Source organism: Streptomyces sp. NPDC001380, assembly GCF_042895785.1.
In the GTDB taxonomy this organism is placed as follows: Bacteria; Actinomycetota; Actinomycetes; order Streptomycetales; family Streptomycetaceae; genus Peterkaempfera.
Genome location: NZ_JBIAWP010000026.1, coordinates 44,516 through 68,810, shown reverse-complemented (window position 1 = coordinate 68,810; position 24,295 = coordinate 44,516). Strand labels below are relative to the sequence as shown.

General features: G+C 76.2%; 20 protein-coding genes and 2 tRNA genes. 8 read left to right on the top strand and 14 right to left on the bottom strand.

Annotated features, from left to right (window positions below):
• The first annotated feature begins 15 nt into the window (after positions 1-15).
• A complete protein-coding gene (locus tag ACFY07_RS25205) occupies positions 16-1,125 on the top strand; it encodes a Glu/Leu/Phe/Val dehydrogenase dimerization domain-containing protein (protein WP_390871845.1) in 1,110 nt (369 codons plus the stop codon).
• A 445-nt stretch (positions 1,126-1,570) separates the two neighbouring features.
• Positions 1,571-1,813, top strand: coding sequence for a DUF3073 domain-containing protein (locus tag ACFY07_RS25200; protein WP_230746499.1), 243 nt, complete (start codon positions 1,571-1,573; stop codon positions 1,811-1,813).
• Between the two features lie 163 nt (positions 1,814-1,976).
• Here ACFY07_RS25200 and purM read toward each other — a convergent pair whose 3' ends face one another.
• Positions 1,977-3,068: a phosphoribosylformylglycinamidine cyclo-ligase gene (gene purM, locus ACFY07_RS25195; RefSeq protein ID WP_390871836.1), complete on the bottom strand. Its 1,092-nt coding sequence runs from the start codon at positions 3,066-3,068 to the stop codon at positions 1,977-1,979.
• Positions 3,069-3,153: 85 nt separating this feature from the next.
• On the bottom strand, positions 3,154-4,740 hold the full coding sequence (gene purF / locus ACFY07_RS25190) for an amidophosphoribosyltransferase (protein ID WP_390871835.1): 1,587 nt from the start codon (positions 4,738-4,740) through the stop codon (positions 3,154-3,156).
• A gap of 329 nt (positions 4,741-5,069) precedes the next feature.
• Between purF and ACFY07_RS25185 the strand changes: the two genes are divergently transcribed.
• Positions 5,070-5,585, top strand: a complete 516-nt coding sequence (locus ACFY07_RS25185; protein ID WP_390871834.1) for a hypothetical protein — start codon at positions 5,070-5,072, stop codon at positions 5,583-5,585.
• Entirely contained in the window at positions 5,582-5,884 is a 303-nt protein-coding gene (locus tag ACFY07_RS25180; protein ID WP_390871833.1) for a hypothetical protein, read from the top strand. Before ACFY07_RS25185 ends, ACFY07_RS25180 begins: the two co-directional genes overlap by 4 nt.
• Before the next feature lie 83 nt (positions 5,885-5,967).
• Here ACFY07_RS25180 and ACFY07_RS25175 read toward each other — a convergent pair whose 3' ends face one another.
• The 4 genes from ACFY07_RS25175 to purS all read right to left on the bottom strand — a co-directional run bounded on the left by ACFY07_RS25175 (position 5,968) and on the right by purS (position 10,246).
• On the bottom strand, positions 5,968-6,951 hold the full coding sequence (locus ACFY07_RS25175; RefSeq protein ID WP_390871832.1) for a sterol carrier family protein: 984 nt from the start codon (positions 6,949-6,951) through the stop codon (positions 5,968-5,970).
• A gap of 102 nt (positions 6,952-7,053) precedes the next feature.
• Positions 7,054-9,318, bottom strand: a complete 2,265-nt coding sequence (gene purL, locus ACFY07_RS25170) for a phosphoribosylformylglycinamidine synthase subunit PurL (RefSeq protein WP_230746486.1) — start codon at positions 9,316-9,318, stop codon at positions 7,054-7,056.
• On the bottom strand, positions 9,318-9,995 hold the full coding sequence (gene purQ, locus ACFY07_RS25165) for a phosphoribosylformylglycinamidine synthase subunit PurQ (RefSeq protein WP_230746484.1): 678 nt from the start codon (positions 9,993-9,995) through the stop codon (positions 9,318-9,320). The genes purL and purQ overlap by 1 nt, the downstream gene beginning before the upstream one ends.
• On the bottom strand, positions 9,992-10,246 hold the full coding sequence (gene purS, locus ACFY07_RS25160; RefSeq protein ID WP_230746536.1) for a phosphoribosylformylglycinamidine synthase subunit PurS: 255 nt from the start codon (positions 10,244-10,246) through the stop codon (positions 9,992-9,994). The genes purQ and purS overlap by 4 nt, the downstream gene beginning before the upstream one ends.
• A 536-nt stretch (positions 10,247-10,782) precedes the next feature.
• On the opposite strand from purS, the gene ACFY07_RS25155 reads away from it, so the two are divergent.
• From ACFY07_RS25155 to ACFY07_RS25145, 3 genes are all read left to right on the top strand, one after another.
• Positions 10,783-11,100 (top strand): Lsr2 family protein, encoded by a 318-nt coding sequence (locus ACFY07_RS25155; RefSeq protein ID WP_390871831.1) that lies wholly within the window; start codon positions 10,783-10,785, stop codon positions 11,098-11,100.
• Positions 11,101-11,240: 140 nt separating this feature from the next.
• Positions 11,241-11,313, top strand: a tRNA-Gly gene (locus ACFY07_RS25150).
• Positions 11,314-11,360: 47 nt separating this feature from the next.
• Positions 11,361-11,436: transfer RNA gene (locus tag ACFY07_RS25145), tRNA-Gly, on the top strand.
• A gap of 121 nt (positions 11,437-11,557) precedes the next feature.
• Here the strand turns inward: ACFY07_RS25145 and ACFY07_RS25140 are convergent.
• The 5 genes from ACFY07_RS25140 to purD form a co-directional block, all read right to left on the bottom strand.
• Positions 11,558-12,478 carry a phosphoribosylaminoimidazolesuccinocarboxamide synthase gene (locus tag ACFY07_RS25140; protein ID WP_390871830.1) on the bottom strand — a complete coding sequence of 307 codons (921 nt, stop codon included), beginning with the start codon at positions 12,476-12,478 and terminating at the stop codon, positions 11,558-11,560.
• 43 nt (positions 12,479-12,521) lie between these two features.
• Positions 12,522-14,213 (bottom strand): peptidoglycan-binding protein, encoded by a 1,692-nt coding sequence (locus ACFY07_RS25135; RefSeq protein WP_390871829.1) that lies wholly within the window; start codon positions 14,211-14,213, stop codon positions 12,522-12,524.
• A 154-nt stretch (positions 14,214-14,367) separates the two neighbouring features.
• Positions 14,368-15,921 (bottom strand): N,N-dimethylformamidase beta subunit family domain-containing protein, encoded by a 1,554-nt coding sequence (locus tag ACFY07_RS25130; protein ID WP_390871828.1) that lies wholly within the window; start codon positions 15,919-15,921, stop codon positions 14,368-14,370.
• A gap of 285 nt (positions 15,922-16,206) precedes the next feature.
• Complete coding sequence (locus tag ACFY07_RS25125; RefSeq protein WP_390871827.1) at positions 16,207-17,997, bottom strand: hypothetical protein; 1,791 nt, start codon at positions 17,995-17,997, stop codon at positions 16,207-16,209.
• Between the two features lie 506 nt (positions 17,998-18,503).
• On the bottom strand, positions 18,504-19,796 hold the full coding sequence (purD, locus tag ACFY07_RS25120; protein ID WP_390871826.1) for a phosphoribosylamine--glycine ligase: 1,293 nt from the start codon (positions 19,794-19,796) through the stop codon (positions 18,504-18,506).
• A 277-nt stretch (positions 19,797-20,073) separates the two neighbouring features.
• On the opposite strand from purD, the gene ACFY07_RS25115 reads away from it, so the two are divergent.
• The gene (locus ACFY07_RS25115) at positions 20,074-20,862 is read left to right on the top strand and encodes an SLATT domain-containing protein (protein WP_390871825.1); all 789 of its coding nucleotides are present in this window, start codon (positions 20,074-20,076) and stop codon (positions 20,860-20,862) included.
• Between the two features lie 49 nt (positions 20,863-20,911).
• Here the strand turns inward: ACFY07_RS25115 and ACFY07_RS25110 are convergent, their stop codons facing one another.
• The 3 genes from ACFY07_RS25110 to ACFY07_RS25100 form a co-directional block, all read right to left on the bottom strand.
• The gene (locus ACFY07_RS25110; RefSeq protein WP_230746468.1) at positions 20,912-21,559 is read right to left on the bottom strand and encodes a hypothetical protein; all 648 of its coding nucleotides are present in this window, start codon (positions 21,557-21,559) and stop codon (positions 20,912-20,914) included.
• A 130-nt stretch (positions 21,560-21,689) separates the two neighbouring features.
• Complete coding sequence (locus tag ACFY07_RS25105; RefSeq protein WP_390871824.1) at positions 21,690-22,532, bottom strand: GntR family transcriptional regulator; 843 nt, start codon at positions 22,530-22,532, stop codon at positions 21,690-21,692.
• A 350-nt stretch (positions 22,533-22,882) separates the two neighbouring features.
• Positions 22,883-24,238, bottom strand: coding sequence for an aspartate aminotransferase family protein (locus tag ACFY07_RS25100; RefSeq protein ID WP_390871823.1), 1,356 nt, complete (start codon positions 24,236-24,238; stop codon positions 22,883-22,885).
• Between the last annotated feature and the right edge of the window lie 57 nt (positions 24,239-24,295).

Below are 24,295 nucleotides of genomic sequence, written 5' to 3'. Positions count from 1 at the left end.
TCCACCGGCACCGGAATCCTCGGCCGCATCTTCGGCGGCGGGTCCGAGGGGGCCCCCGGCGACGGGCACGAGCAGGTCGTCCTCTGCCACGACCGCCACTCCGGCCTCAAGGCCGTCATCGCCATCCACTCCACCGCCCTCGGGCCGGCGCTGGGCGGGACGCGCTTCTACCCGTACGCCTCCGAGGAGGAGGCCGTGCAGGACGCGCTCAACCTCTCCCGCGGCATGTCCTACAAGAACGCGCTTGCAGGTCTGGACCACGGCGGCGGCAAGGCCGTCATCATCGGCGACCCGGCGCAGGTGAAGACCGAGGCCCTGCTGCGGGCCTACGGCCGCTTCGTGGAGTCGCTGCGCGGCCGCTACATCACCGCCTGCGACGTCGGCACCTACGTCGCCGACATGGACGTGGTCGCCCGCGAGAGCCGCTGGGTCACCGGCCGCTCCCCCGAGCAGGGCGGCGCCGGCGACTCCTCGGTGCTCACCGCCTACGGCGTCTTCCAGGGCATGCGCGCCAGCGCGCAGCACCTGTGGGGCGCCCCCACGCTGGCCGGACGCCGGGTCGGCGTCGCCGGTGTCGGCAAGGTCGGCCACCACCTGGTGCGGCATCTGGTCGAGGACGGTGCGACCGTGCTGGTCACGGACGTGAACGAGGCCTCGCTGGCCCGGGTGCGGGCCGAGCACCCGGGGGTGGAGGTGGTCGCCGACACCGACGCCCTGATCCGCGCCGACCTCGACGTCTACGCCCCGTGCGCCCTCGGCGGCGCGCTGGGCGACACCACCGTGCCCGTCCTCACGGCCTCGGTGGTCTGCGGTGCGGCCAACAACCAGCTCGCCCACCCGGGCGTGGAGAAGGACCTGGCCGACCGCGGGATCCTGTACGCGCCGGACTACGTGGTGAACGCCGGCGGCGTGATCCAGGTGGCCGACGAGATCCACGGCTTCTCCTTCGAACGGGCCCGGACCAAGGCGTCGAAGATCTACGACACCACCCTGGAGATCTTCGCGCTGGCCGCCGCGGACGGCGTGCCGCCGGCGGTGGCGGCCGACCGGCTGGCCGAGCGCCGGATGTCGGAGGTCGGCCGGCTGCGGACGATCCTGCTGCCGGAGGACACCCGCCGCCCGTAGGGCGCGGACCGCCGCGTGCGCGCCGTCCCCGGTGCGTGGGCCCCCGCCGGGGACGGCCGCCGTCCCCGGCGGGGCGGGCACGCGGCCGGAGGCGGCCGGAGGGAGGGGCGGGAGGGGGCAGCCGGAGCGAGAACGCGGTTCTCACCTTCCGGCCCCGTGCGGCGGGTGCGGGCCCGCAGGAGGGGCCCGACGCCTTCCGCCGGGACGGTCGGAGGACTCCTCCCGCCCTCCGCCGCAGCCGTCGGCTACCCTCTTGAGCAGGAATGACGCACTCGCGATGCACGGAACTCCGCGCCACGTGGCACGGGCGGCGTACCGCCCGGCGACGGAAGCAGGTACCGTTGTTGCTCTAAGGAGCGGTCCTCTCGGTTCGGAGAGGCCGTTGCCGAACATGAACGCGTGTCAGACTCGGGGCCGTGAGCCCCGTCGTTGAGGGGGTCGACCCATGGGGCGCGGCCGGGCCAAGGCCAAGCAGACGAAGGTCGCCCGCCAGCTGAAGTACAACAGCGGCGGCTTCGACGCTTCCCGTCTGTCCCAGGAGCTGGGCGTACCGTCGAAAGAGCCGGCGCCGGTGAACGGCGAGCCGTTCGAGGACGACGACGAGGACGACCCTTACGCGGCGTACGCGGACTACTACGCCGACGAGGACGACGACGAGGACGACAGCCGTTCTCGCCGGGGCGCCTAGCCCCTCCTCGCCGGCGTACCGCACCTGCGTCAACCGCAGGTCGGGACCTCACCACCACCGGTCCGGGGTGCTGCACCCCGGACCGGCTCGTGGTGTGCCCGGAACCGTCCGGCGGTCCGGACCCCGTCCGTCCCGCCGGTCCCGGCCCGGGTCGCGCCTGCCGTCAGCCGGCCAGCGGGTACTCGTTGTAGAGGGCCGCGCCGGCGGCGTGGTCGGCGGTGCGCTCCACGACGTCGCCGAGCAGCCACGCCTCCAGGTCGCGGTCGGCGAGGACCGAGAGCACCACGTCCACGGACTCCGGCGGGACCACGGCCACCATGCCGACACCCATGTTGAGGGTCTTCTCGACCTCCGGCAGGGCCACCCGCCCGACCTCGGCGACCGTCCGGAAGACGGGCATGGGCGTCCAGGTGCCGCGGTCCAGGCGGGCGTGCAGGTGGTCGGGGACCACCCGGGCGAGGTTGGCGGCGAGGCCGCCGCCGGTCACGTGCGAGAAGGCGTGGACCTCGGCGGTGCGGGCCAGCGCCAGGCAGTCCAGCGAGTAGATGCGGGTGGGCTCCAGCAGCTCCTCGCCCAGCGTGCGGCCGAACTCCGGGACCTCGCGGTCCAGCTTCCAGCCGGCCCGCTCCAGCAGCACGTGCCGCACCAGCGAGTAGCCGTTGGAGTGCAGGCCGGAGGCGGCCATCGCGATCACCACGTCGCCGGCCCGGACCCGGTCGGCGCCGAGCAGGGCGTCGGCCTCCACCACACCGGTGCCCGCACCCGCGACGTCGTACTCGTCCGGGCCCAGGAGGCCGGGGTGCTCGGCGGTCTCGCCGCCGACCAGGGCGCAGCCGGCGAGCGCGCAGCCCTCCGCGATGCCCTTGACGACGGCGGCGATCCGCTCGGGGTGCACCTTGCCGGTGGCGATGTAGTCGGTCATGAAGAGCGGCTCGGCGCCGCAGACCACCAGGTCGTCCACGACCATGCCGACCAGGTCGCGCCCGATGGTGTCGTGCCGGTCCATCGCCTGCGCGATCGCGACCTTGGTGCCGACGCCGTCGGTGGAGGTGGCCAGCATCGGCCGCTCGTACCGCTTGAACGCGGAGGCGTCGAAGAGCCCGGCGAAGCCGCCGATGGAGCCGACCACCTCGGGGCGGGTGGCCTTGGCCACCCACTGCTTCATCAGCTCGACGGCGCGGTCGCCGGCCTCGATGTCCACGCCGGCCGCCGCGTAGGTGGCGCCGGGGGCGGCGGGGGAGGTCTGTTCGGTCACGGGAGCGGCCCTCTCGGGTCGGGGGGATGGTGCGGAGGTGCGGCGCCGCGGACCCGCACGCGGTCGTGCGGGCCCGTCCGCGCGTCTACGGGCGGCGGAGCGCGTCGGCGGCGCCGGCGCCGCCGAGCAGGGTCTGCACGCCGTCCAGGTCGGTCAGCTGCGCGGCCGCCTTGCCGCGGGTGGCGGGCTGCTGCCGGCCGGAGGCGATCTCGGCCTCCAGCAGGTGCTTGCCGAGCAGCTGCGGGTCCGGCAGGTCCATCGGGTACTCGCCGTCGAAGCAGGCGCGGCAGAGCCGGTCCTTGGGCTGGGTGGTCGCCTCGACCATGCCCTCGATGGAGATGAAGGCCAGCGAGTCCGCCCCCAGGGACTTGCCGATCTCCTCCACGGTGAGCCCGTTGGCGATCAGCTCGGCGCGGGTGGCGAAGTCGATGCCGAAGAAGCAGGGCCACTTGATCGGCGGCGAGGAGATGCGGATGTGCACCTCGGCGGCGCCGGCCTCGCGGAGCATCCGCACCAGGGCGCGCTGGGTGTTGCCGCGGACGATCGAGTCGTCCACGACCACCAGCCGCTTCCCGGCGATGACCTCCTTGAGCGGGTTGAGCTTGAGGCGGATGCCGAGCTGCCGGATGGTCTGGCTGGGCTGGATGAAGGTGCGGCCCACGTAGGCGTTCTTCACCAGGCCGGAGCCGTAGGGGATGCCGCTGGCCTCCGCGTAGCCGATGGCGGCCGGGGTGCCGGACTCCGGGGTCGCTATCACCATGTCCGCCTCGGCCGGGGCCTCGGCGGCCAGCCGGCGGCCCATCTCCACGCGGGAGAGGTGCACGTTGCGGCCGGAGATGGTGGTGTCCGGGCGGGCCAGGTAGACGTACTCGAAGACGCAGCCCTTGGGCCGGGCCTCGGCGAAGCGGGAGGAACGCATGCCGTTCTCGTCGACCGCGATCAGCTCGCCCGGCTCCACCTCGCGGATGAAGCTGGCGCCGACGATGTCGAGGGCGGCGGTCTCGGAGGCCACCACCCAGCCGCGCTCCAGGCGGCCCAGGACCAGCGGGCGGATGCCCTGCGGGTCGCGGGCGGCGTAGAGGGTGTGCTCGTCCATGAAGACGAGGGAGAAGGCGCCCTTGACCGCGGGCAGAACCTTGCGGGCCGCCTCCTCGATGGAGAGGTCCGGGTGTCCCGCCAGCAGCGCCGTCACCAGGTCGGTGTCGTTGGTCGCGGCGGTGCGCCCGGAGCGGGAGACGTGCTCCTCGCCGGGCAGCTCGGCGACCATCCGCGACAGCTCGGCGGTGTTCACCAGGTTGCCGTTGTGACCGAGGGCGAGGGAGCCCTGGGCGGTGGCCCGGAAGGTCGGCTGCGCGTTCTCCCACACCGAGGAACCGGTGGTGGAGTAGCGGGCGTGGCCCACCGCGATGTGGCCGCTGAGGGAGCCGAGGGAGGTCTCGTCGAAGACCTGGGACACGAGGCCCATGTCCTTGAAGACCAGGATCTGGGAGCCGTTGCTCACTGCGATGCCCGCGGACTCCTGTCCGCGGTGCTGCAGGGCGTACAGCCCGAAGTAGGTGAGTTTGGCGACCTCTTCTCCCGGGGCCCAGACCCCGAAGACGCCGCATGCGTCCTGGGGGCCCTTCTCGCCGGGAAGGAGATCGTGGCTGAGTCGTCCGTCACCACGTGGCACGCCGTCGAGTCTAGGGCAGCGTGCGGGGACGGGCCGAACGGGGGACCGGCGGGCCGGCCCCGGGCGGGCCCGGAGAGGGGTCCTGCAGGGCCGCCGCGGGGCCCCGGACGCGCGTAGAAGGCGTCTCTGGGGCCTGCGGGGCGGGTCCGGCCCCCTCCGGACATGAACCTGGTCACATCCGGCGGATCCGACCCCCGCGGGTGGTTTGGAGCCCTGGGATCTTGCGGTCCCGGGAGGGTGCGGCCGTACGGTGGCGGCGGACTGACCGGTACGGCTGGGGTGGGCACGCCGGTCGTGGCCGCCTCCCGTGCCAGCGAGGAGGGACCGCGATGACGGCGGGTGCGGCGGCGGCCTGGGCGGCGGCGGCGGGTACGGCGACGGCGGTGGACAGAGCCGCGGGCAGGGCGGGGACCGGGCCGCCGGGCCCGGGGCCGGGCACGGCGGGGGTCCCTGGGCCGGGCACGGCGGCGGGTTCGCCGGACGGCCTGCACGGGCTCGCCGAGCAGTTGCGGCAGCGGGCCGAGGAGATGGACGGCTGCGCGCACCGCCTGGGCCGCGCCTGCGACCAGGCCGGGGAGCTGCCCGGCGCGGCGGCGGCCGCCCTCCGGCGCAGACTGCGGCAGCGCGTGCGGGCGGCGGCGGCCGGTGCCCACGGGCTGCGCCGAGCGGCCGCGGCGGCGGACGCCTGCGCCGACCGCTGGAGGGCGGAGACCGCCCACCGCGCGGCACTGGCCGCGGCGGACCGTCGGCGCCGCGCGGCGCGGGAGGCCGGGGCGGCGGTGGGCAGGGCGGCGAGCGGGGTCGGGGTCCCGGTGCAGGCCCCGGCCGGGACGGCGGGGCGGTGAGCGGGCACCCCGCACGGCCCGCGGCGCGGCCCGACGCGGCGCCGCTGGTGTGGCACGCCGCGGCCGCCACGGTCCGGGAGGCGGCGCGGGAGGCGCGGGAGGCCGCCCGCAGCCCGGCGCTGGCCGCCGCCGGAGCGGTCTGCCCGGCCGAGGCGGAGCGGGTGGGCCGGCTCCTGCGGCAGGCGCTGGACGATGGCCGGGACGGTCTGGCGGTCCTCGCGGACGGCCTCCTCCTGGACGCCGTCCGGCTCGGCCGGGCGGCGCGCTCCGGCCCGTCCGCCTCCGGGGGCGTCCGGTGAGCGGACCGGCCCGGCCCGGGCGGGCCCGGCCCGGGCGGACGCGGCGACGCGGCGGGCCGGGCCGTCCCGCCGGGGCGGCCGGCTCAGCCCGTCACGGGGAGGAGGCCCGACAGGTCGCTCCGCTCGCCGCTCGCGGAGACCGCCCCGGAGTCCACCGCGTCGGCCCAGGAGGTCCGTCCGGTGGCCAGGCGGATCCAGGTGAGCGGGTCGGTCTCCACGACGTTCGGCGGGGTTCCCCGCGTGTGCCGGGGCCCCTCCACGCACTGCACCACGGCGAACGGCGGCACCCGCAGCTCGACGGCGCCGCCGGGCGCGGCCTCGGCGGCCGTGTCGGCCAGCAGCCGGGTCAGGGCGGCCAGCGCCTGCCGGTCGTGGCGGAAGGCGTCGGGGACGGGCACCGGGCTCTCCGTGCCGAGGGCGCGGGCGGCGCGGTCCAGCGCCTCGGCCAGGTCGTCGGCGTGCACGACGAGCTCGAGGAGGCGGGTGAGCAGGTAGTCGGCGAGCAGGACCGGGCCGAAGCGGAACGGGAAGCGGCGCTGCGGGTCGGCCGCCTCGGGACCGTCCAGCAGGGCGAGGAAGGCGTCCGCGGCCGCGTCGAACCGCTCCCCGGTCCGGGCGGCGGACGGGACCCGGCGGCCGCCGTCCGGTCCGCCCCGCGACGGGCCGTCCGGTGCGGCCCCGCCGGGTGCGGCGGCCTCCCGGGCGGCCTCCTCCCGGGCGGCCTCCTCCTCGGAGGTGCGGCGCACCCAGGAGGCGACGTCCGCAGCGGCGGTGGGGGCCCTCCGGAGCAGGGCGGTCGGGGAGAGCGCCTCGCCGTCCGGCACGGGGTCGGCGAGGCGCCGCGGGATCTGCTCCAGGACCAGGCAGAGGTGGACGACCAGGTCGCCCACCGCCCACGCGCCGAGCCGGGTCGGGGCGGCCAGCAGTTCGGCGGCCCGCGGGTGGGCGCAGAGGGCGCGCACGGCCCCGCGCAGCACCTCCGTCTGGGCCGCCAGGGCGGTGCGGACCCGGACCGGGTCGTGGGTGCGGACACGGCGGGCGCCCCTGCGGGCCTGCGGCTGCGGCATGGGACCGAGGGTAGCCACCGGTGCGCCGCGGGGCGGCCCGTCCCTGCGGACGGACCGCCCCGGAGGCGGGTGCCGCGCCCTCCGGGTGCGCGGCGGGGAGGCTCAGCCCAGCAGGGCCGGGAAGGTGGCCTCGTGCGCGGTGCGCAGCTCGTCCAGGGAGACCGAGAACTGGCCCTGGACCTCGATGGTGTCGCCGTCCACCACGCCGATGCGGGTGGCGGGGAGGCCCCGGGCGCCGCACATGTCGGTGAAGCGGAGCTCCTCGCTGCGCGGCACCGCGACGATCGCCCGGCCGGCCGACTCCGAGAAGAGCAGCACGAACGGGTCCGTCCCCTGGGGGACGACGATCCGGGCGCCCCGGCCGCCCTTGAGGCAGCTCTCCACCAGGGCCTGTGCGAGGCCGCCGTCGGAGAGGTCGTGGGCGGCGTCGACCATGCCGTCGCGGGAGGCGGCGATCAGGATCTCGGCCAGCAGCCGCTCGCGCTCCAGGTCGACCTTCGGCGGGAGGCCGCCGAGGTGGTCGTGGGCGACCTGGGCCCAGGCGGAGCCGCCGAACTCGTCACCGGTGTCGCCGAGGAGGTAGACCAGCTGGCCCTCCTCCGCGAACGCCATCGGGGTGCGCCGCTCGACGTCGTCGATGACGCCGAGCACGCCGACCACCGGGGTGGGGTGGATCGCGGTCTCGCCCGTCTGGTTGTAGAGGGAGACGTTGCCGCCGGTGACCGGGGTGCCGAGCACCTGGCAGGCGTCGGCCAGGCCGCGGCAGGCCTCGGCGAACTGCCACATGACCGCCGGGTCCTCGGGCGAGCCGAAGTTGAGGCAGTCGGTGACGGCCAGCGGCCGGGCGCCGGTGGCGGCGACGTTGCGGTACGCCTCGACCAGGGCCAGCTGGGCACCGGTGTACGGGTCGAGCTTGGCGTACCGGCCGTTGCCGTCGGTGGCCACCGCGACGCCGAGGTTCGTCTCCTCGTCGATGCGGATCATGCCGGAGTCCTCGGGCTGGGCGAGGACGGTGTTGCCGAGCACGTACCGGTCGTACTGCGAGGTGATCCAGGACTTGTCGGCCTGGTTCGGGTGCGCGGCCAGGGCCAGCAGGGTGGCCTTGAGCTCGTCGCCGCTCGCCGGGCGCTTGAGGCGGTCGGCGGTGGGGGCGTCGGCCTGCAGCTCGTCCTGCCACTCCGGGCGGGCGTAGGGGCGCTGGTAGGTCGGGCCCTCGTGGGCGACGGTGCGCGGCGGCACGTCCACGACCTGCTCGCCGTGCCAGAAGATCTCCAGCCGGTCGCCGTCGGTCACCTCGCCGATGACGGTGGCGATGACGTCCCACTTCTCGCAGATCTCCAGGAAGCGGTCGACCTTGTCGGGCTCGACCACGGCGCACATGCGCTCCTGCGACTCGCTCATGAGGATCTCCTCCGGCGAGAGCGTCGCGTCGCGCAGCGGCACCCGGTCCAGGTCGACCCGCATGCCGCCGGAGCCGGCCGAGGCCAGCTCACTGGTGGCGCAGGACAGTCCGGCGCCGCCGAGGTCCTGGATGCCGACGACCAGCTTCTCGGCGAAGACCTCCAGGGTGCACTCGATGAGGAGCTTCTCCTGGAAGGGGTCGCCGACCTGGACGGCAGGGCGCTTGGTGGGGCCCTGGTCGGTGAAGGTCTCCGAGGCCAGCACGGAGACGCCGCCGATGCCGTCGCCGCCGGTGCGGGCGCCGTAGAGGACGACCTTGTTGCCGGGGCCGCTGGCCTTGGCGAGGTGGATGTCCTCGTGCTTCATCACGCCGACGCAGAGCGCGTTGACCAGGGGGTTGCCCTGGTAGCAGGGGTCGAAGACGACCTCGCCGCCGATGTTGGGCAGGCCCAGGCAGTTGCCGTAGCCGCCGATGCCGGCGACGACGCCGGGCAGCACGCGCCGGGTGTCGGGGTGGTCGGCGGCGCCGAAGCGCAGCGGGTCCATCACCGCGACGGGGCGGGCGCCCATGGCGAGGATGTCGCGGACGATGCCGCCGATGCCGGTCGCCGCACCCTGGTAGGGCTCGATGTAGGAGGGGTGGTTGTGCGACTCCACCTTGAAGGTGACCGCGTACCCCTGGCCCACGTCGACGACGCCGGCGTTCTCGCCGATGCCGACCAGCATGGCGTCGGAGGCGGGGGCCTTCTCGCCGAACTGCTTGAGGTGGACCTTGCTCGACTTGTACGAGCAGTGCTCCGACCACATCACGGAGTACATGGCCAGCTCGGCGCCGGTGGGGCGGCGGCCGAGGATGGCGCGGATGCGCTCGTACTCGTCCTGCTTGAGGCCGAGCTCCGCCCAGGGCTGCTCGGCGTCGGGGGTCTCGGCGGCGTGCGCGACGGTGTCCAGGTGCTTCTGCGACATCAGGCGTTGACCAGCTTCTTCAGGATCGAGGTGAAGAACCCGAGGCCCTCGGTGCCGGGGCCGGTGAGGGGCTCCACGGCGTGCTCGGGGTGCGGCATGAGGCCCACCACGTTGCCGGCGGCGTTGGTGATGCCGGCGATGTCGCGGTAGGACCCGTTGGGGTTGACGTCCAGGTAGCGGGCGACGACCCGGCCCTCGGCCTCCAGGGCGTCCAGGGTGTGCTCGTCCGCGACGAAGCGGCCCTCGCCGTTCTTCAGCGGGACGGTGATCTCCTGGCCCTGCTCGTAGTCGGAGGTCCAGGCGGTGGCGGCGTTCTCGACGCGCAGCCGCTGGTCGCGGCAGACGAAGTGCAGGCTGTCGTTGCGGGTGAGGGCGCCCGGCAGCAGGTGGGACTCGCACAGGACCTGGAAGCCGTTGCAGATGCCGAGCACCGGCATGCCGGCCCTCGCCTGCTCGATGAGCGTGTCCATCACCGGCGAGAAGCGGGAGATGGCGCCGCAGCGCAGGTAGTCGCCGTAGGAGAAGCCGCCGGGGAGGACCACGGCGTCGACCTGGTGCAGGTCCTTGTCGCGGTGCCAGAGGGCGACCGGCTCGGCGCCCGCGAGGCGGACCGCGCGCTGGGCGTCGCGGTCGTCGAGCGAACCGGGGAAAGTGACGACGCCGACGCGGACGGTCACTTCGCCTCCTCCTCGACGCGCACGGTGAAGTCCTCGATCACGGTGTTGGCGAGGAAGGTCTCGGCGGCTTCGCGGATACGCGCGAGGGTGGCCTCGTCGGCGGGGCCGTCCAGCTCGAGTTCGAAGCGCTTTCCCTGGCGGACATCAGAGATCCCGTCAAATCCGAGGCGCGGCAGTGCGCGCTGCACCGCCTGGCCCTGGGGGTCGAGGATCTCCGGCTTGAGCATGACGTCGACGACGACGCGTGCCACTGGCACTCCCGGTGTTGGTGCGTGGGGGCGGGATCCCCAGAATACCCAGCGTTTCGGGCACTCCGGCGGCCCGGGCGGCGCAACGCGCGTAGACTTCCGCCCCTTACCCGCCCGCCCGCACACCCCGCGCCGAGCAGGGCGCGACGCCGAGCGGAAGCCCCTCGGAAGCCGGCGGGAAGGCGGACGGCGGCCACGGAAATGCACCTCTTTTGCCGGATTCCGCACCCCGGGGACCGGCCCGCGCGAAGACCCCGGGGAACGCTGCCATTACCGGCACTCCGGGCAGATCGACCGGAGGTATGGGCCCGGTATCCGACCCGGTATCCGGCCGGTACGGATATTCGGCGCGGGAAAAGTAGAGGGTTCAATTCCTGTCGGGTTTTGGTGCAGAATAAGAGCACCGGTCGCGGCAGGTGGTTCGCACCCGGCGGATTGCCGCGCCCCTGCGGCGGACCGCCCGACGGCCGGTGCACACCGGACCTCCCGGCGCTCCCCGTCGCCGGGGGCGGTCCTATTGCCCGAGAGGATTGACACCCATGGCACAGCGTGTAGTGGTCACGCTCTCCGACGACCTGGACGGCGGTGCGGCGGAGGAAACCGTCCACTTCGGCGTCGACGGCAAGTCGTACGAGATCGACCTGTCGGCCGAGAACGCCGAGAAGCTGCGGGGGGTCCTCGCCCCGTACGTGGCGGCCGGCCGCCGGCAGAGCCGCAGCGGCAAGTCCTTCCGCCGCACCGCCGTCGCCCCGGACCCGGCCGCGGTGCGCGCCTGGGCCCAGTCGCACGGCATGGACCTGCCGGCCCGCGGCCGCATCCCCAAGCACGTGTACGAGAAGTTCGCCGAGGCCAGCTGAGACCCCTCCCGGCCCCGTCCCGCCGCGGCGGTCACGCGCCGCCGCGGCGGGGATGCGACAAGCACCCCCGGGGATGTTGTAGAGTAATCCTCGTCGCCGCAGCCCGGCAGGGAGGCGGAGGCAGGTGCCGAAGGCACCGTGCGGACGTGGCTCAGTTGGTAGAGCATCACCTTGCCAAGGTGAGGGTCGCGAGTTCGAATCTCGTCGTCCGCTCGCAGCACAAACGTCCACCCGGAAGCGGGTGGCACCATAATGATCATGCGGACGTGGCTCAGTTGGTAGAGCATCACCTTGCCAAGGTGAGGGTCGCGAGTTCGAATCTCGTCGTCCGCTCCACATGCAGAAGGCCCGCTCCGAGGAGCGGGCCTTCTGCTTTTCCGCGCACCGGCGGAACCCGCCGCCTCCCGCACCCCGGTCGGGGTGCGGGAGGCGGCGGGCCCGGCTCCGGCGGCCGGGCTCAGCTCCAGGGAGTGCCGGTCAGCCGCTCGTACGCCTCCACGTACTTCGCGCGGGTGCGCTCCACGACCTCGTCCGGCAGCGCGGGCGGCGGCGTGTCACCGCTGCGGTCCCAGCCGGAGGCCGGCGACGACAGCCAGTCCCGGACGTACTGCTTGTCGAACGACGGCTGCGGCCGGCCCGGCTCCCAGGTGTCGGCCGGCCAGAAGCGCGAGGAGTCCGGCGTCAGCACCTCGTCGGCGATGACCAGGCGCGGCTCCCCGCCCTCGGCGGTCTCCGGGTCGAGGCCGAACTCGAACTTGGTGTCCGCGAGGATGATGCCCCGCTCCCTCGCCACGTCCCGGGCCCGCCCGTACACGGCGAGCGTCGTCTGCCGCAGGAGGGCGGCCAGCTCCGGACCGACGCGGCGGGCGACCTCCTCGTAGGGGACGTTCTCGTCGTGCTCGCCGACCTCGGCCTTGGTCGCCGGGGTGAAGACGGGGGCGGGCAGCTCCGATCCGTCGACCAGCCCCTCGGGCAGCGCGAGGCCGCAGACGGTCCGGTCGCGCCGGTACTCCTGCAGGCCGGAGCCGGTGAGGTAGCCGCGCGCGACGCACTCCACCGGGAGCATCCGCAGGTCGCGGCAGACCAGCGTCCGGCCCTCCCAGTCGGCGGGGGCGCCCTCCGGGACCTCCGCGGACAGGACGTGGTTGGGGACCGTGTCGGCGAGCAGGTCGAACCACCAGAGCGAGAGCCGGGTGAGGATCCGCCCCTTGTCCGGGATCCCGTTGGGCAGCACCCAGTCGTAGGCGGACATCCGGTCGCTGGCGACCATCACCAGGTCGCCGGCGGCGTTGCGGTAGAGGTCGCGCACCTTCCCGGTGTGGACGTGGACGAGGCCGGGGACCTGGACCGGCTCGGGCTTCTCGACGAATCCGCTCAACGCTTCACTACCTCGTGTTCAGGGGCTGCCTGCCGGGAGTCTTTCACGCGTGCCGGCCCGCCGCCCGGGACGGTCGGGCCGCCGGGGTCCCCGGCGTGAGGACGGCCGCGGGCGGCCCCGGCCGCCGGCCCGCCGAGGCCGGTCCCGGGGCCGCCGGGGAAGGGGCCGGGAACGGCGCGGCCGTGGCGGGGCCGGTGCCCGTCCGGTCCGCCCCGTCCAGGACCACCCGGTCCCCCTCCCGCACCGCGCCGTCGTCGAGGGGCCGGATCTCGGTCCAGCCGCCGCCGGAGGCGCCGGGGACGACCTCCACGGTGCGCTCCCGGTGCTTCCGGTACACCGTCACCACCGCGCGCCCGTCGCCGCCGGTGCGGATCGCCGGTGCGGGCACCGCCAGCACGCTGCCGCGGGACGGCGGGGCCTGGACCGACAGGAGGACCTGCTGGGCCTCCATGCCCGGGTCCAGTTGGTGGTCGGGGCGCACCACGACCGGGCAGGCGGCGGGGTCCGCCGCGGGCGCGACCCGGCCGGAGTCCTGCACGGGGCGGCCCGGTACCGCCCCCTGCCGCATCGACCCGTCCTGGGCCGGGCCGTCCTGCGCCGACCCGTCCTGGGCCGAGCCGTCCTGGGCCGCGACGGCCGCCTGCTGCCGGACCGGCACGTCCGCCACCGACACGACGGTGCCCCCGGCGCTGACCCGGCCGGCCTCGGAGACGATCCGCACCGGCTGGCCCGGCCGGACCACTGCCCGCTGGTAGGCGGGGAGCCCCCCGCAGACGACCATGCCGTCCGCGGAGACGGTCATGGCGCTGCCGGTGACCAGTCCGCCGACCGCCACCGGGACCGCGTCCACCACGGCCGGGAAGCCCTGGAGGTACTGCACCTCGGAGACGGGCAGCAGGGGCCCGTCCGCCGCCTTCTCCGCCGTCAGCAGGCCCCGGGCGTCCGCGAGGTCGGCGTCGGCGCTCCTGACCCGGCGCCGCGCCTCGGCGACCGCCTGGCCGGCGGCCGTCCGGTCCGCCGCGGAGGCGCCGCCGGGCAGGGCGGCCCTGCGGTCGCGGGCGTCGGCCAGCGCGTCCGCGGCGTCCTGGCGCGCCCGGCGGGCGGCGGCCACCGCGTTGCGGACCTCCGCGAGCCGGGTGTCGCCGTCCGGGCGGGCGGGCAGCGGGGTGTAGCCGCGGGAGGCGTAGAAGGCGGTGAGCGCGGCCGCGGTGCCGGGGCCGAACACGCCCGCGCGGTCCCGGCCGGTGCGGAGGCCGAGGCCGCGCAGGGCCTTCTGCAGCTGGGTGACGTCCGCGCCGCGGTCGCCCGGGCGCAGGTCGCGGTAGGCGGGCAGGGCGCCGGGCAGCGCGAAGACGGGGCGGCCGGAGATCTCCACCAGCACCCGTCCGGCGGCGACCGTCTGGCCCGTCCGCACCGGGAGCCCGGTGACCACCGCCCGGACGGCTCCTCCGGCCCCCGGGGCGGGCGCCGTCACCTGGACGGTCTGAGCCGTGGTCACCGTGCCGCGGACCAGCACCGAACCGTCCAGCGCCCGCCGCTCCACCCGGGCGGTCGGCACGTCCGGCCGCGGGTCGCCGACCGTGAGCCAGGCCGCCCCCGCGCCGCCCGCCAGCAGGACCGCGCCGGCCAGCAGGCCCGCCAGCACCTGGTGCTCGGAGACCCACCGCCACCGCGACGGCGGGGTCCCGCCGCGCACCGGTCCGGACGCCGTCTCCTGATCGTCACTGCCGGACATGCACGGCCCCTCTCCGTTCCGCGAGCGTCTGCCGCGGGCGGACGGGACCGGACCAATCCGGCATACCGTCATATTCCGCCCACCTCAGGTGGATATCACCCGGGCCGGGCTTTCCCGGGCACCCACGCCGGGCCGCGGCGGACGGCCCGCCGGGTCACCCCCGTTTGCAGATCCGGTCCAGCAGGTTGGCGGTGGCGCGCTGGATGCGGTCGTCGGTGTGGCCGGGGCGGTCCAGCGCCGGGGACCAGGCGAAGGTGCCGGAGGCGAAGACCCAGGCGCCGCTCGGCGCCCGGTAGAGCGAGGTCTCGTGGTGGCGGCGCACGCCGGCCGCGTCCGTGTACGGGGAGTGGGCCAGCAGGACGCGCTCGGAGTGCTCGGGCAGGGCGACCCGGGGGAAGTACCGGTCCGCCTCCCCGGCCACCAGGTCCGGCACCGGGTCCTCCTCCCGCAGCCCGGTGCCCTCCCAGAGCCAGTGGTGCGCGTTGCGCACGACCAGCGGGGCGGGCTCGGGGACCCGCCCGGCGTACTGGACGCCCAGCAGCCCCTGCTCCGGCTCGCCGGCGTCCCGCCACAGCGCGGTGCGGGCGCCGGCCGGCCCCTGGAAGGGGACGCCCGGGCCGGGGCGGCGGCGCTTGCGGCAGCTGACCAGCCGGTCGGGCTCCCCGGCCGGGGAGGGCGACAGCTCGACCCGCCAGTACATGGTGTTGGCCGAGAGGAAGACCAGCGAGGTGCCCGCGTCCCGGGCCCGCTCCGCGGCCCGCCGCATGGGCGCGGACCAGTACTCGTCGTGGCCCGGGAAGACCAGGCCGCGGTAGCGGGCGGGGTCGACCGCGCCGGCGTGCAGGTCGGTGGCGGTGGCGTACGCGAGGTCGTAGCCGTAGCGCTCCGCCCAGCGCACGAAGTCGTAGGCGTGGCCGACGTGCAGCGGCAGGCCGGCCCCGGCGTACGGGCGGTCGAAGGAGACGGTCACCGCGGCGTCCTGCTCGCCGAGCAGCCTGCCCTCCTCGTCCCAGGCGTGGTACAGGCTGGCGCCGGTGTGCCCGTCCTCCGGGAAGAGGTTGTAGGCCTGCCAGGTGACGTCCGGGAGGAGCAGCAGCAGGTCGGCGGGGCGGTCGTCGCGGACGGTGAAGGGGATGTGGGTGCGGTCCAGGCTGTCGACGGTGGTGAGGACCGCGACGTACGCGCCCGGCTGCCAGTGCGTGGGGATGTGCAGCCGCCAGGAGAGCCACCAGTGGTGGCAGGAGACCGTGCGCCCCGCCACCAGCGGGGCCGGCTGCCGCAGGCCGCTGACGCCGGGCCCGGAGGTCATGTGGCGGGCGCCGTCGCCGCCGTAGTGCCCGATGCGGTAGACGTCGACGGTGAACTCGCGGGGCGGGTCGACGGTCACCCGGAGGTCCACGGAGCCGCCGGGGCGGACCGTCCCGGCGGAGGCGAAGCCCTTGATCCGGCAGTCCACGTCGTCGGAGTTGCGGGGCGCGCCCCCCGGCCCGGCGCGGTCGGGCACCCGCCTGGTCCCGGGCAGCAGCTGCTGCCCGGGGGCGGCGAGGTCGACGTACCAGGGGAGCACGGTCCCGGCGGCGTCGGGGCCGGAGCCCTCGACGTAGGTGTCGGCGCCGCGCAGCCAGGGCAGCGGGCCCAGCCCGAAGGGGTCGGTCACGGCGTGCGCGAGCGCACCCGACTCCCAGCGGCGGATCTGATCCGTCCCCACGGTGTCCCTCCTGCCCCGACGCGGACGCGGGAGAGTGCGGCGGCCGTCCGGACCGCCCGCGCCCGGCGCACGTCCAGCACATCACATCCTGCCACCGTTGCGTCACCCCGTGTGGGTACGAATATGACAAATGTTCTTGCCGATCATCCTCGGCGGGCCCTCCGGGAGGGCGTCCTCGGGGGCGTCCCCGGCCGGTGGCACCGCGGGCGCCGCCGCCGGGGCGGGTGGCGCACGGGCGCACACGCCGCCGGACGGACGCCCGGAAGGACGGACGCCGGGCGGACGTCAGGCGAGCCGGACCGGCTTCTCCAGCCGCACACCGACGGCGTCCAGCCAGTCGCGCAGCGGGCCGTCGTCGCCCTGCTCGACCGCGCGGACGACGGGGGCGGCCAGGTCGGTCCGGCGGGTGCCTCGGACCAGCAGCGCCGGGCCGTCCAGCCAGTCGAGGCCGGGCACGGCGCCGGCGGTGTCCACGGCGGCGCAACACACCATCGCGGCCACGTGGTCGGCGAGGAGGTCCCGCCCGGTGCGCGGCGGCACCGGCAGGAGCGCCTGGCCGGGCTCGGGCTGCCCCGCGGGCTCCCAGGCCCCGGACGGTCCGCCGGACCCGCCGGGCTCACCGGACCCGCCCGCCCCGTCGGACGCGCGGCCCGGCCGGGGGGCCAGCTCGGCGGCCAGCCGGTCGGCGTCGCCGGCCCGCAGCCGCTCCAGCACCCGGGCCAGCGTCGGGCCGGTGCCGGCCGCGGCGTCGTCCCGGGCGCCCCGGCCGCCCCGGGCCCCCGGGCCGGTCCCGGGGCGGGTCCGCCGCGGCGGGCGCCGGACGGCGTCCGGCCCCCGGCCCGGACCGGCCGGGCCCCCGGGGGCGGTGCGGTCGACGGCGGCGTGCAGGGCGGCGGCCTGGGAGCGCCAGATGCGGTCGACCACCGCCGCCGGGTACTCCTCCCAGCCGACCCGGCCCCAGCCGCGGGCGCCCTTCCCCGCGTCGCGGGGGACGCCGTGGAAGAGGCGGGCGGCGAGCAGCGAGACGGCCTCGTCGACGGATCCGGGCTCCTCCAGCAGGTCGCAGGCGGGGCGGTCGCCGAGGCGCCGCTCGAAGCCCTCGGCGAGCCGGTCGCGGCGGGAGAGCTCGGTCAGCGCGGCGACCACCCCGGCGTTCAGGTGGGTGGGGAGGCAGGCGATGCGCCAGGCGGGCAGGGCCACGCGGGTCAGCAGGCGGTCCCACCCCGCGTAGGCGAGGCCGACCTGCTCCTGGGCCGCGATGCGCAGCCCGTAGTCGACGGCGAGGGCCTGTTCCGAGGCCCAGGCGGCCACCGCCCGCTCCAGCTCGGCCGCGTGGCCGCGGCAGGCGCGCAGCAGGGTGCGGGTGATCCGGTCGAGGACCGCCAGGGCGGCCCGGTGCAGCAGGCGCAGGAGGGAGGGGGTGCCGGAGGGCGGTCCGCCGCGGCCGCGGCGGACGGTGGCGGAGGCGGCGTCCAGGCCGCGGACGAAGCGGCGGGCGGCGGCGATGTCCGGGTCGGCGGAGGCGGCGGTACCCGCCACCACGGGGGCGAGGAGGGCGCGCAGCTCGGGGACGCGCATCCACCACAGGAAGGGCGAGCCTATGACGAGCACCGGGGCGGGGGGCTCCGGGCGGCGGCCGGGCAGGTGCGGCAGCGGGGGGCCGGGCGCGGGGGTGCCGGCGTCCTCCAGCCAGCTGTCGCAGTCGGGGGTGAGGGCGATCGCGGACGGGGCCGGCACCTCCATCCGGGCGGCGAGGTCGCGGATCAGCCGGTGGAGTTCGGGTGCCTCGCGCTCGCGGACCGCCACCGAGGGGGTCTGCGGGGGCCGGGCGCGGGTGAGGACCGCGGCCACGGCGGCGCCCAGCAGCAGGGTCGCGGCGGCCACGGCGCAGGCGGCCCAGCGGGCCGCGTCCCAGGCCGCCGCGTCGGGCGACCCGGGGGCGCCGAGCCTGCCGGTCGCCCGCCCGGCGAGAAGGACGACGGCGACGGCCGCAGGGAGCGCGGCGGCCGCCACGGCCAGGCCGCGGACCCGCAGGACCGCATGGGCACGGGCTCGCGCCGCGTCGACACCTGCCACCTTCCGTCACACCCCCTGCCGCCGCCTCACCCGTCCGCCGGTCCTGCTCCGACGGCGGGCGCTGCGACCCGGTCCGAAGAGTCCGAGAATCCACAGTGGAACGGTGGAGAACCGCTGCGATCCGGTCATGGACCGGACGCTCTCCGCAGCGCCTCTGTCACGTCTGACGTGCGTGCACGGGCCGCCGTTCCGGGTTCCGCCTCCTTCCCCCGAAAGAGGCGGCTGGTCCCGAACCGCAGCATCCCCCTGCGCGGCCCCGGTCACCCGGCGGGACTCCCCCCGGTACGACGAGCCGGATCCGCGGTCCTGGGCACCATACGGCCACCTCCCTTCCGGCGTCAGCCGGATACCGCCCGCTTCACCCGAAGGACTGGCCGGGCGGCGCCGTTCGGCACCGGGCCGCCCCACGGCGGCGGACCCGGAAAACAGTCCGGGGCCTTGGGTCCGGTGAGGTGAGGGCACCGCCCGCACGCCACCGGGCCCGAGGCCCCGGACCGCCGCTCCGCCTACCGCGCGCCGTCGTCCTGCCTGCCGTCCCGGCCGGTGTCCTGCCCGCCGGCGGCCCTCAGCGCGATGTCGGTGCGGTGGTGGGAGCCGGCCAGCCGGATCCGCGCCACCGCGTCGTACGCCCGTCGGCGGGCCAGGGCGAGGTCCTCCCCGACCGCGGTGACCGACAGGACGCGGCCGCCGGCCGACAGGACCGCGCCGTCCTCGCCGAGCCGGGTGCCGGCGTGCAGCACGTAGGCGGTGCCGTCGGCCGCCTCGGCCTCGGCCAGGCCCTCGACCGGGTCGCCGGAGCGCGGGGAGGCCGGGTAGCCCTCGGCGGCGACCACCACGGTGACGGCGGCGCCGTCGCTCCAGCGCAGCGGCTCCAGCTCGTCGAGCCGGCCCGTGGCGGCGGCGAGCAGCAGGCCGGCCAGCGGGGTGCGCAGGCGGGCCAGGACCACCTGGGTCTCCGGGTCGCCGAAGCGCGCGTTGAACTCGATGACCCGCACGCCGCGCGAGGTGATCGCCAGGCCGGCGTAGAGCAGGCCGGAGAAGGGGGTGCCGCGGCGGCGCAGCTCGTCGACGGTGGGCTGGAGCACGGTCGCCAGGACCTCGTCCACCAGCTCGGGGCCGGCCCAGGGCAGCGGCGAGTAGGCGCCCATGCCGCCGGTGTTGGGCCCCTCGTCGCCGTCGTGGGCCCGCTTGAAGTCCTGCGCGGGCTGGAGGGGCACGACGGTGGTGCCGTCGGTGACGGCGAAGAGCGAGACCTCGGGGCCGTCGAGGAACTCCTCGATCACCACGCGCCCGCAGGCGGCGGCGTGGGCGAGGGCCTCCTGCAGGTCGGAGGTGACGACGACGCCCTTGCCCGCGGCCAGGCCGTCGTCCTTCACCACGTACGGGGCGCCGAAGGCGTCCAGCGCGTCGGCGGCCTCCTCGGGCGTGGTGCACACGTAGGAGCGGGCGGTGGGCACCCCGGCGGCGGCCATCACGTCCTTGGCGAAGGCCTTGGACCCCTCCAGCAGGGCCGCCTCGCGGGAGGGGCCGAAGACGGGGATGCCGCGGTCGCGCACGGCGTCGGCGACGCCCGCCACCAGCGGGGCCTCCGGGCCGACGACCACCAGGCCGGCGCCGAGGCCGGCGGCCAGGTCGGCCACCGCCGCACCGTCCAGCTGGTCGACCGGGTGCAGCCGGGCCACCTGCGCGATGCCGGCGTTGCCGGGGGCGCAGTGGAGCTCGGTGACGTCGGGGTCGAGGGACAGGGAGCGGCACAGGGCGTGTTCGCGGGCGCCGCCGCCGATGACGAGGACCTTCACGCCTGGCAAGGGTAGTGCCTGGGCCCGGCGGCCCGGGCGGCGGCGGCCCGCCCGCGGTGGGCATTTGTCGATTCCGTCACATTCGGGGCGCGCGGGACACCCACTCTCCCGGGTGAAATCCGCGCCGGTCCGGACCGGCTCCCACCTCGGGGTCCGGGGGCGGCACCCCGGGTGCGTCCCTGCCGAACCGCCCCCGCGGTCAGCCATTTGGCGGTAAGAAGTGCCTTTGGAGAACTGCCGGCACCCGGCCGGTACGGCCGCACAGGGAGTGCCACAGGTGAGCCAGCCGGAAATGCAGCCCGAGGAGGAGAACCCCTGGAGCGGGGAGCCGGGCGAGGAGGACCAGCCCGCCCCGGCCACCGCCGAGGACGGCGCCCGGCCCCGCCGCGCCGACCTGGGGGCCCGCCAGTTCCCCCTGGGCGACTGGGGCGAGCCCGCCGAGCGGCTGGAGGAGCTGTACCGCTGGTCCGAGGAGCGGGCCGTCGAGGCGGTCGACTGGTACCTGCGCGACCGCGCCTGGAAGCGCCGGGCCGCCCGGTCCCTGCGCCTGGTGGCGGCCGTCGCGGCGGCCTGCGGCGCGGGGCTGCCGCTGCTCGGGCTGACCGGCGTGTGGCGGGGGGCGGCGCCCTGGGGCTATGTGCTGTTCGTGCTGGCCGGCGCCTGCGTGGTCGCGGACCGGGCGTTCGGCCTGACCTCCGGGTGGATGCGGGACGTCAGCACGGCGCAGGCGCTGCAGCGCCGCCTGGAGGCGTTCCAGTTCGACTGGGCGTCGGAGTGCGTGCGCGAGGTGCTCGGCCCCACGGAGGGCACCGCGGCCGAGGCGGCGGAGCGCTGCCTGGGCGTGCTGCGCCGGTTCTGCGAGGACGTCTCGGACATGGTCCGCAGCGAGACCGCGGAGTGGATGCTGGAGTTCCGCGCCGCCATGACCCGGCTGCCGACGCAGGCCCCCGGCGTGTGGGGCGGCCGCAGCGAGGCGGGCGGCGGCGCCCAGGTGCGGGTCCTGCCGGGCCCGGGGAACCGGCCGACCATGCCGCGCCAGCGGCCCCCGGAGGGTCCGCTGCGCTGAGCGTCCGTCGTCCCGGCCCGCCCCGCACGGGGCGGGCCGGGACGACGACTCAGGCGAAGACGATCATCGAGCCCTGGCCCAGGCTGCGCACCGCCGCGGCGTGCAGTCCGGCCCAGGCGTGCCGCTCCCGGGCGAACGGGCCCAGGTCGTCGAGCGGGGGGTGGAACGGCTGCTCCAGCTCGGTCGGCCCCAGCGGCCGGGTCGGCGCCGGGGGGGCCGCCGGGTCGATCCCCAGCACCGGCGCCACCGCCTCCAGCTCGCGCAGCAGCCCGTGGACCGAGCCGAGCGGGCCGCCGGCGGCCAGCAGCGACTCGTCCACCAGCGGCGCGGCGAAGTCCACCGGCACGTACGCGCCCGCGTGGTCGAAGTGCCAGACGAGGTGCGACTGCTCCGCCGTGGACTCGAACATCTCCAGCAGCTGCTCGTAGTCGCCGCCCAGCTCGCCCACCGGGGCCACCTCGAAGCCGGTGAGCTGCAGCAGGTAGGCGCGGCGCAGGAAGTGCAGCGAGTCGTAGTCGAAGGCGGCGACGGGTTCGACGTCGCCGCTCAGGCCCGGCATGTAGCGGTACACCGGCACCTCGGGCAGCCCCTGGGCGGCGAGGGCGGCGTTGTAGACGTCGAGGTCGTCCCGGAAGGGGTTCTCCGGAGCGTGGCAGAGGACGTCCACGAGGGGGACGAGCCAGATGTCGCAGGCCACAGGCACTCCTGTGCGCCGGTCAGGCGCGGCGTCGGGGGTGGGGACGGTCCGCTGCACCGTGGCGCTCTGTACTCCGCCCGGGCACGGAACGCTCACCCTACCGGCCGGGGGCGCGGCCCGGACCGGACTGTCAGCCGGGTTCCGGGGACCAGCCGCCGGGGGCGGACCGGTCCCCGGGGGCGGGGCCGCCGCCGGGGGCGGACTGCCGGGGCACGGACGCGGGCGCGGACGCGGGGGCGGCGGGGGGCGGGGCCGCAGGGGCGTCCGGCCCGTCGGGCAGCAGCCCCGGCACCTCGTGCCCGTCCAGCCGCGCCATCAGCTCCACCGCGGCCCGGTTGTACGCGAGGACCATCCGGTGGGCGCCGGCCCGGTCGCGCTCCGCGATCCGGTCGACCAGCTCCACGTGACCGTCCCAGCAGGTCCGGACCAGGTCGGGGCGGCCCCGCAGCCGGGGGGCGGCGTACATCCACGACTGCACCCGCAGCAGGTCGAGGTAGTCGCTGATCCGCGGGTTGCCCAGCAGGCCCCCGGCCTCGCGCCAGAACCGGCGGTCGCAGCCGACCAGGACGTCCAGCTGACCGGCCCGGGCCGCCCGGGTCGCGGCCTCCGCCCGGCGCCGCACGCTGGGCAGCCGGTCCCAGGCGATGCCCGTGGGGCGGCGGCCGAGGTGGCGGAAAACGTTGTCCGCGAGCAGGGTGCGGGCCTCGACGATGTCGAGGAAGTCCTGCCAGTCCAGTGCGGGGACGGCGAAGCCCCGGTGGTGCTCCACCCGCAGCAGCCCCTGCGCCGTGAGGTCGACCAGCGCCTCCCGGGCCGGAGTGGCCGAGACTCCGTAGAGCTCGGCGATCTCCTTGACGGTGAAGCGCGTGCCGGCGGCGAGGCGCCCGGCCATCATCTCCTCGCGCAGGGCGCCCGCGATCTGCTCGCGGAGGCTGCTGCGGCGCACGACGGCGGATCCGCTGCCTGCGGTCATGCGCGCTCTCCTCCCCGGCGGCCGACGACCCGTACACCGTACGCGAAGGGGGCGCCGGGGCGCCGGGGGTCACCGGCGGACGGACGGCGGACGGGCGGACGGCGGGGGCGCGGCCCCGGGGGCGGACGGCCGGCGGGCCGGGTCCGGCTCCCGTGCGGGGGCGCGGCCCCGGGGGCGGACGGCCGGCGGGCCGGGTCCGGCTCCCGTGCGGGGGAGGCGGACCCGGCCCGTCGGCGGCCTGCGGTGGGGCGGCCGGGTGCGTGTGCGGCCCCGGCCGGGTGTCCCCGGGCCGGGTGTCCCCGCCGGGCACGCGGGGGGCGTGCGGGTGGGGCGTGCGGAGGGGCGCCGCGTCAGACGGTGTGCGCGTCGGCGGCGGCGAGCGCCTCGTCCAGGATCGCCAGGCCCTCCTTGGCCTCGCCCTCCGAGACGTTGCACGGCGGCACGACATGGAGGCGGTTCATGTTGACGAACGGCCACAGCCCGCGCTCCTTGCAGGCCGCGGCGAGGTCCGCCATCGGCTTCCCCGCCGCACCCGCCGCGTTGTACGGCACCAGCGGCTCGCGGGTCTCCCGGTCGCGGACCAGCTCCAGCGCCCAGAAGACGCCCGTGCCGCGCACCTCGCCGACCGACGGGTGGCGCTCGGCGAGCTCGCGCAGGCCCGGGCCGAGCACCCGCTCGCCGATCTCGCGGGCGTTCTCCACGACGCCCTCCTCCGCCATCGCGTTGATGGTGGCGACGGCGGAGGCGCAGGCCAGCGGGTGGCCCGAGTAGGTGAGGCCGCCGGGGAAGGGCCGCTCGTCGAAGGTCGCCGCGATCTCGGCGGAGATGGCGACGCCGCCCAGCGGCACGTAGCCGGAGTTGACGCCCTTGGCGAAGGTGAGCAGGTCCGGGGTGACCCCCCAGTGGTCGGCGGCGAACCAGGCGCCGGTCCGGCCGAAGCCCGCCATCACCTCGTCGAGGACGAGGACGATGCCGTACCGGTCGCAGATCTCCCGCACGCCGGCCAGGTAGCCGGGCGGCGGGACCAGGATGCCGGCGGTCCCGACCACGGTCTCCAGGATGACCGCGGCGACCGTCTGCGGGCCCTCGAAGGCGATGACCTGCTCCAGGTGCGCCAGGGCGCGCTCGCACTCCTGCGCCTCGTCGGCGGCGTGGAAGTTCGAGCGGTAGAGGTAGGGGCCCCAGAAGTGGACGACGCCGGAGGTGCCGGTCTCGTTGGGCCAGCGGCGCGGGTCGCCGGTGAGGGCGATCGCGTTGGCGGTGGCGCCGTGGTACGAGCGGTAGGTGGCGAGCACCTTCTGCCGGCCGGTGTGCAGGCGGGCCAGGCGGACGGCGTTCTCGTTGGCCTCGGCGCCGCCGTTGGTGAAGAAGATCTTGTCGAGGTCGCCGGGGGTGCGCTCGGCGATCAGCCGGGCGGCCTCGCTGCGGACGTCGATGGCGAAGGCGGGGGCGAAGGTGCAGAGCTTCGCCGCCTGCTCCTGGATGGCCGCGACGACCTTGGGGTGCTGGTGGCCGATGTTGGTGTTGACCAGCTGGGAGGAGAAGTCGAGGTACTTCCGGCCGTCGTAGTCCCAGAAGGAGGAGCCCTCGGCGCCGGCCACGGCCAGCGGGTCGATCAGGCCCTGGGCGGACCACGAGTGGAAGACGTGCGCGCGGTCCGCGGCCTTGACGGCCTGCCCCGCGGAAGGGTCGGCAGCGATGCTCATACCGGACACCCTAGGAAGCGCCGCCCGCCGCGGGCAGCTGCACCCTGTCTGCCGTTG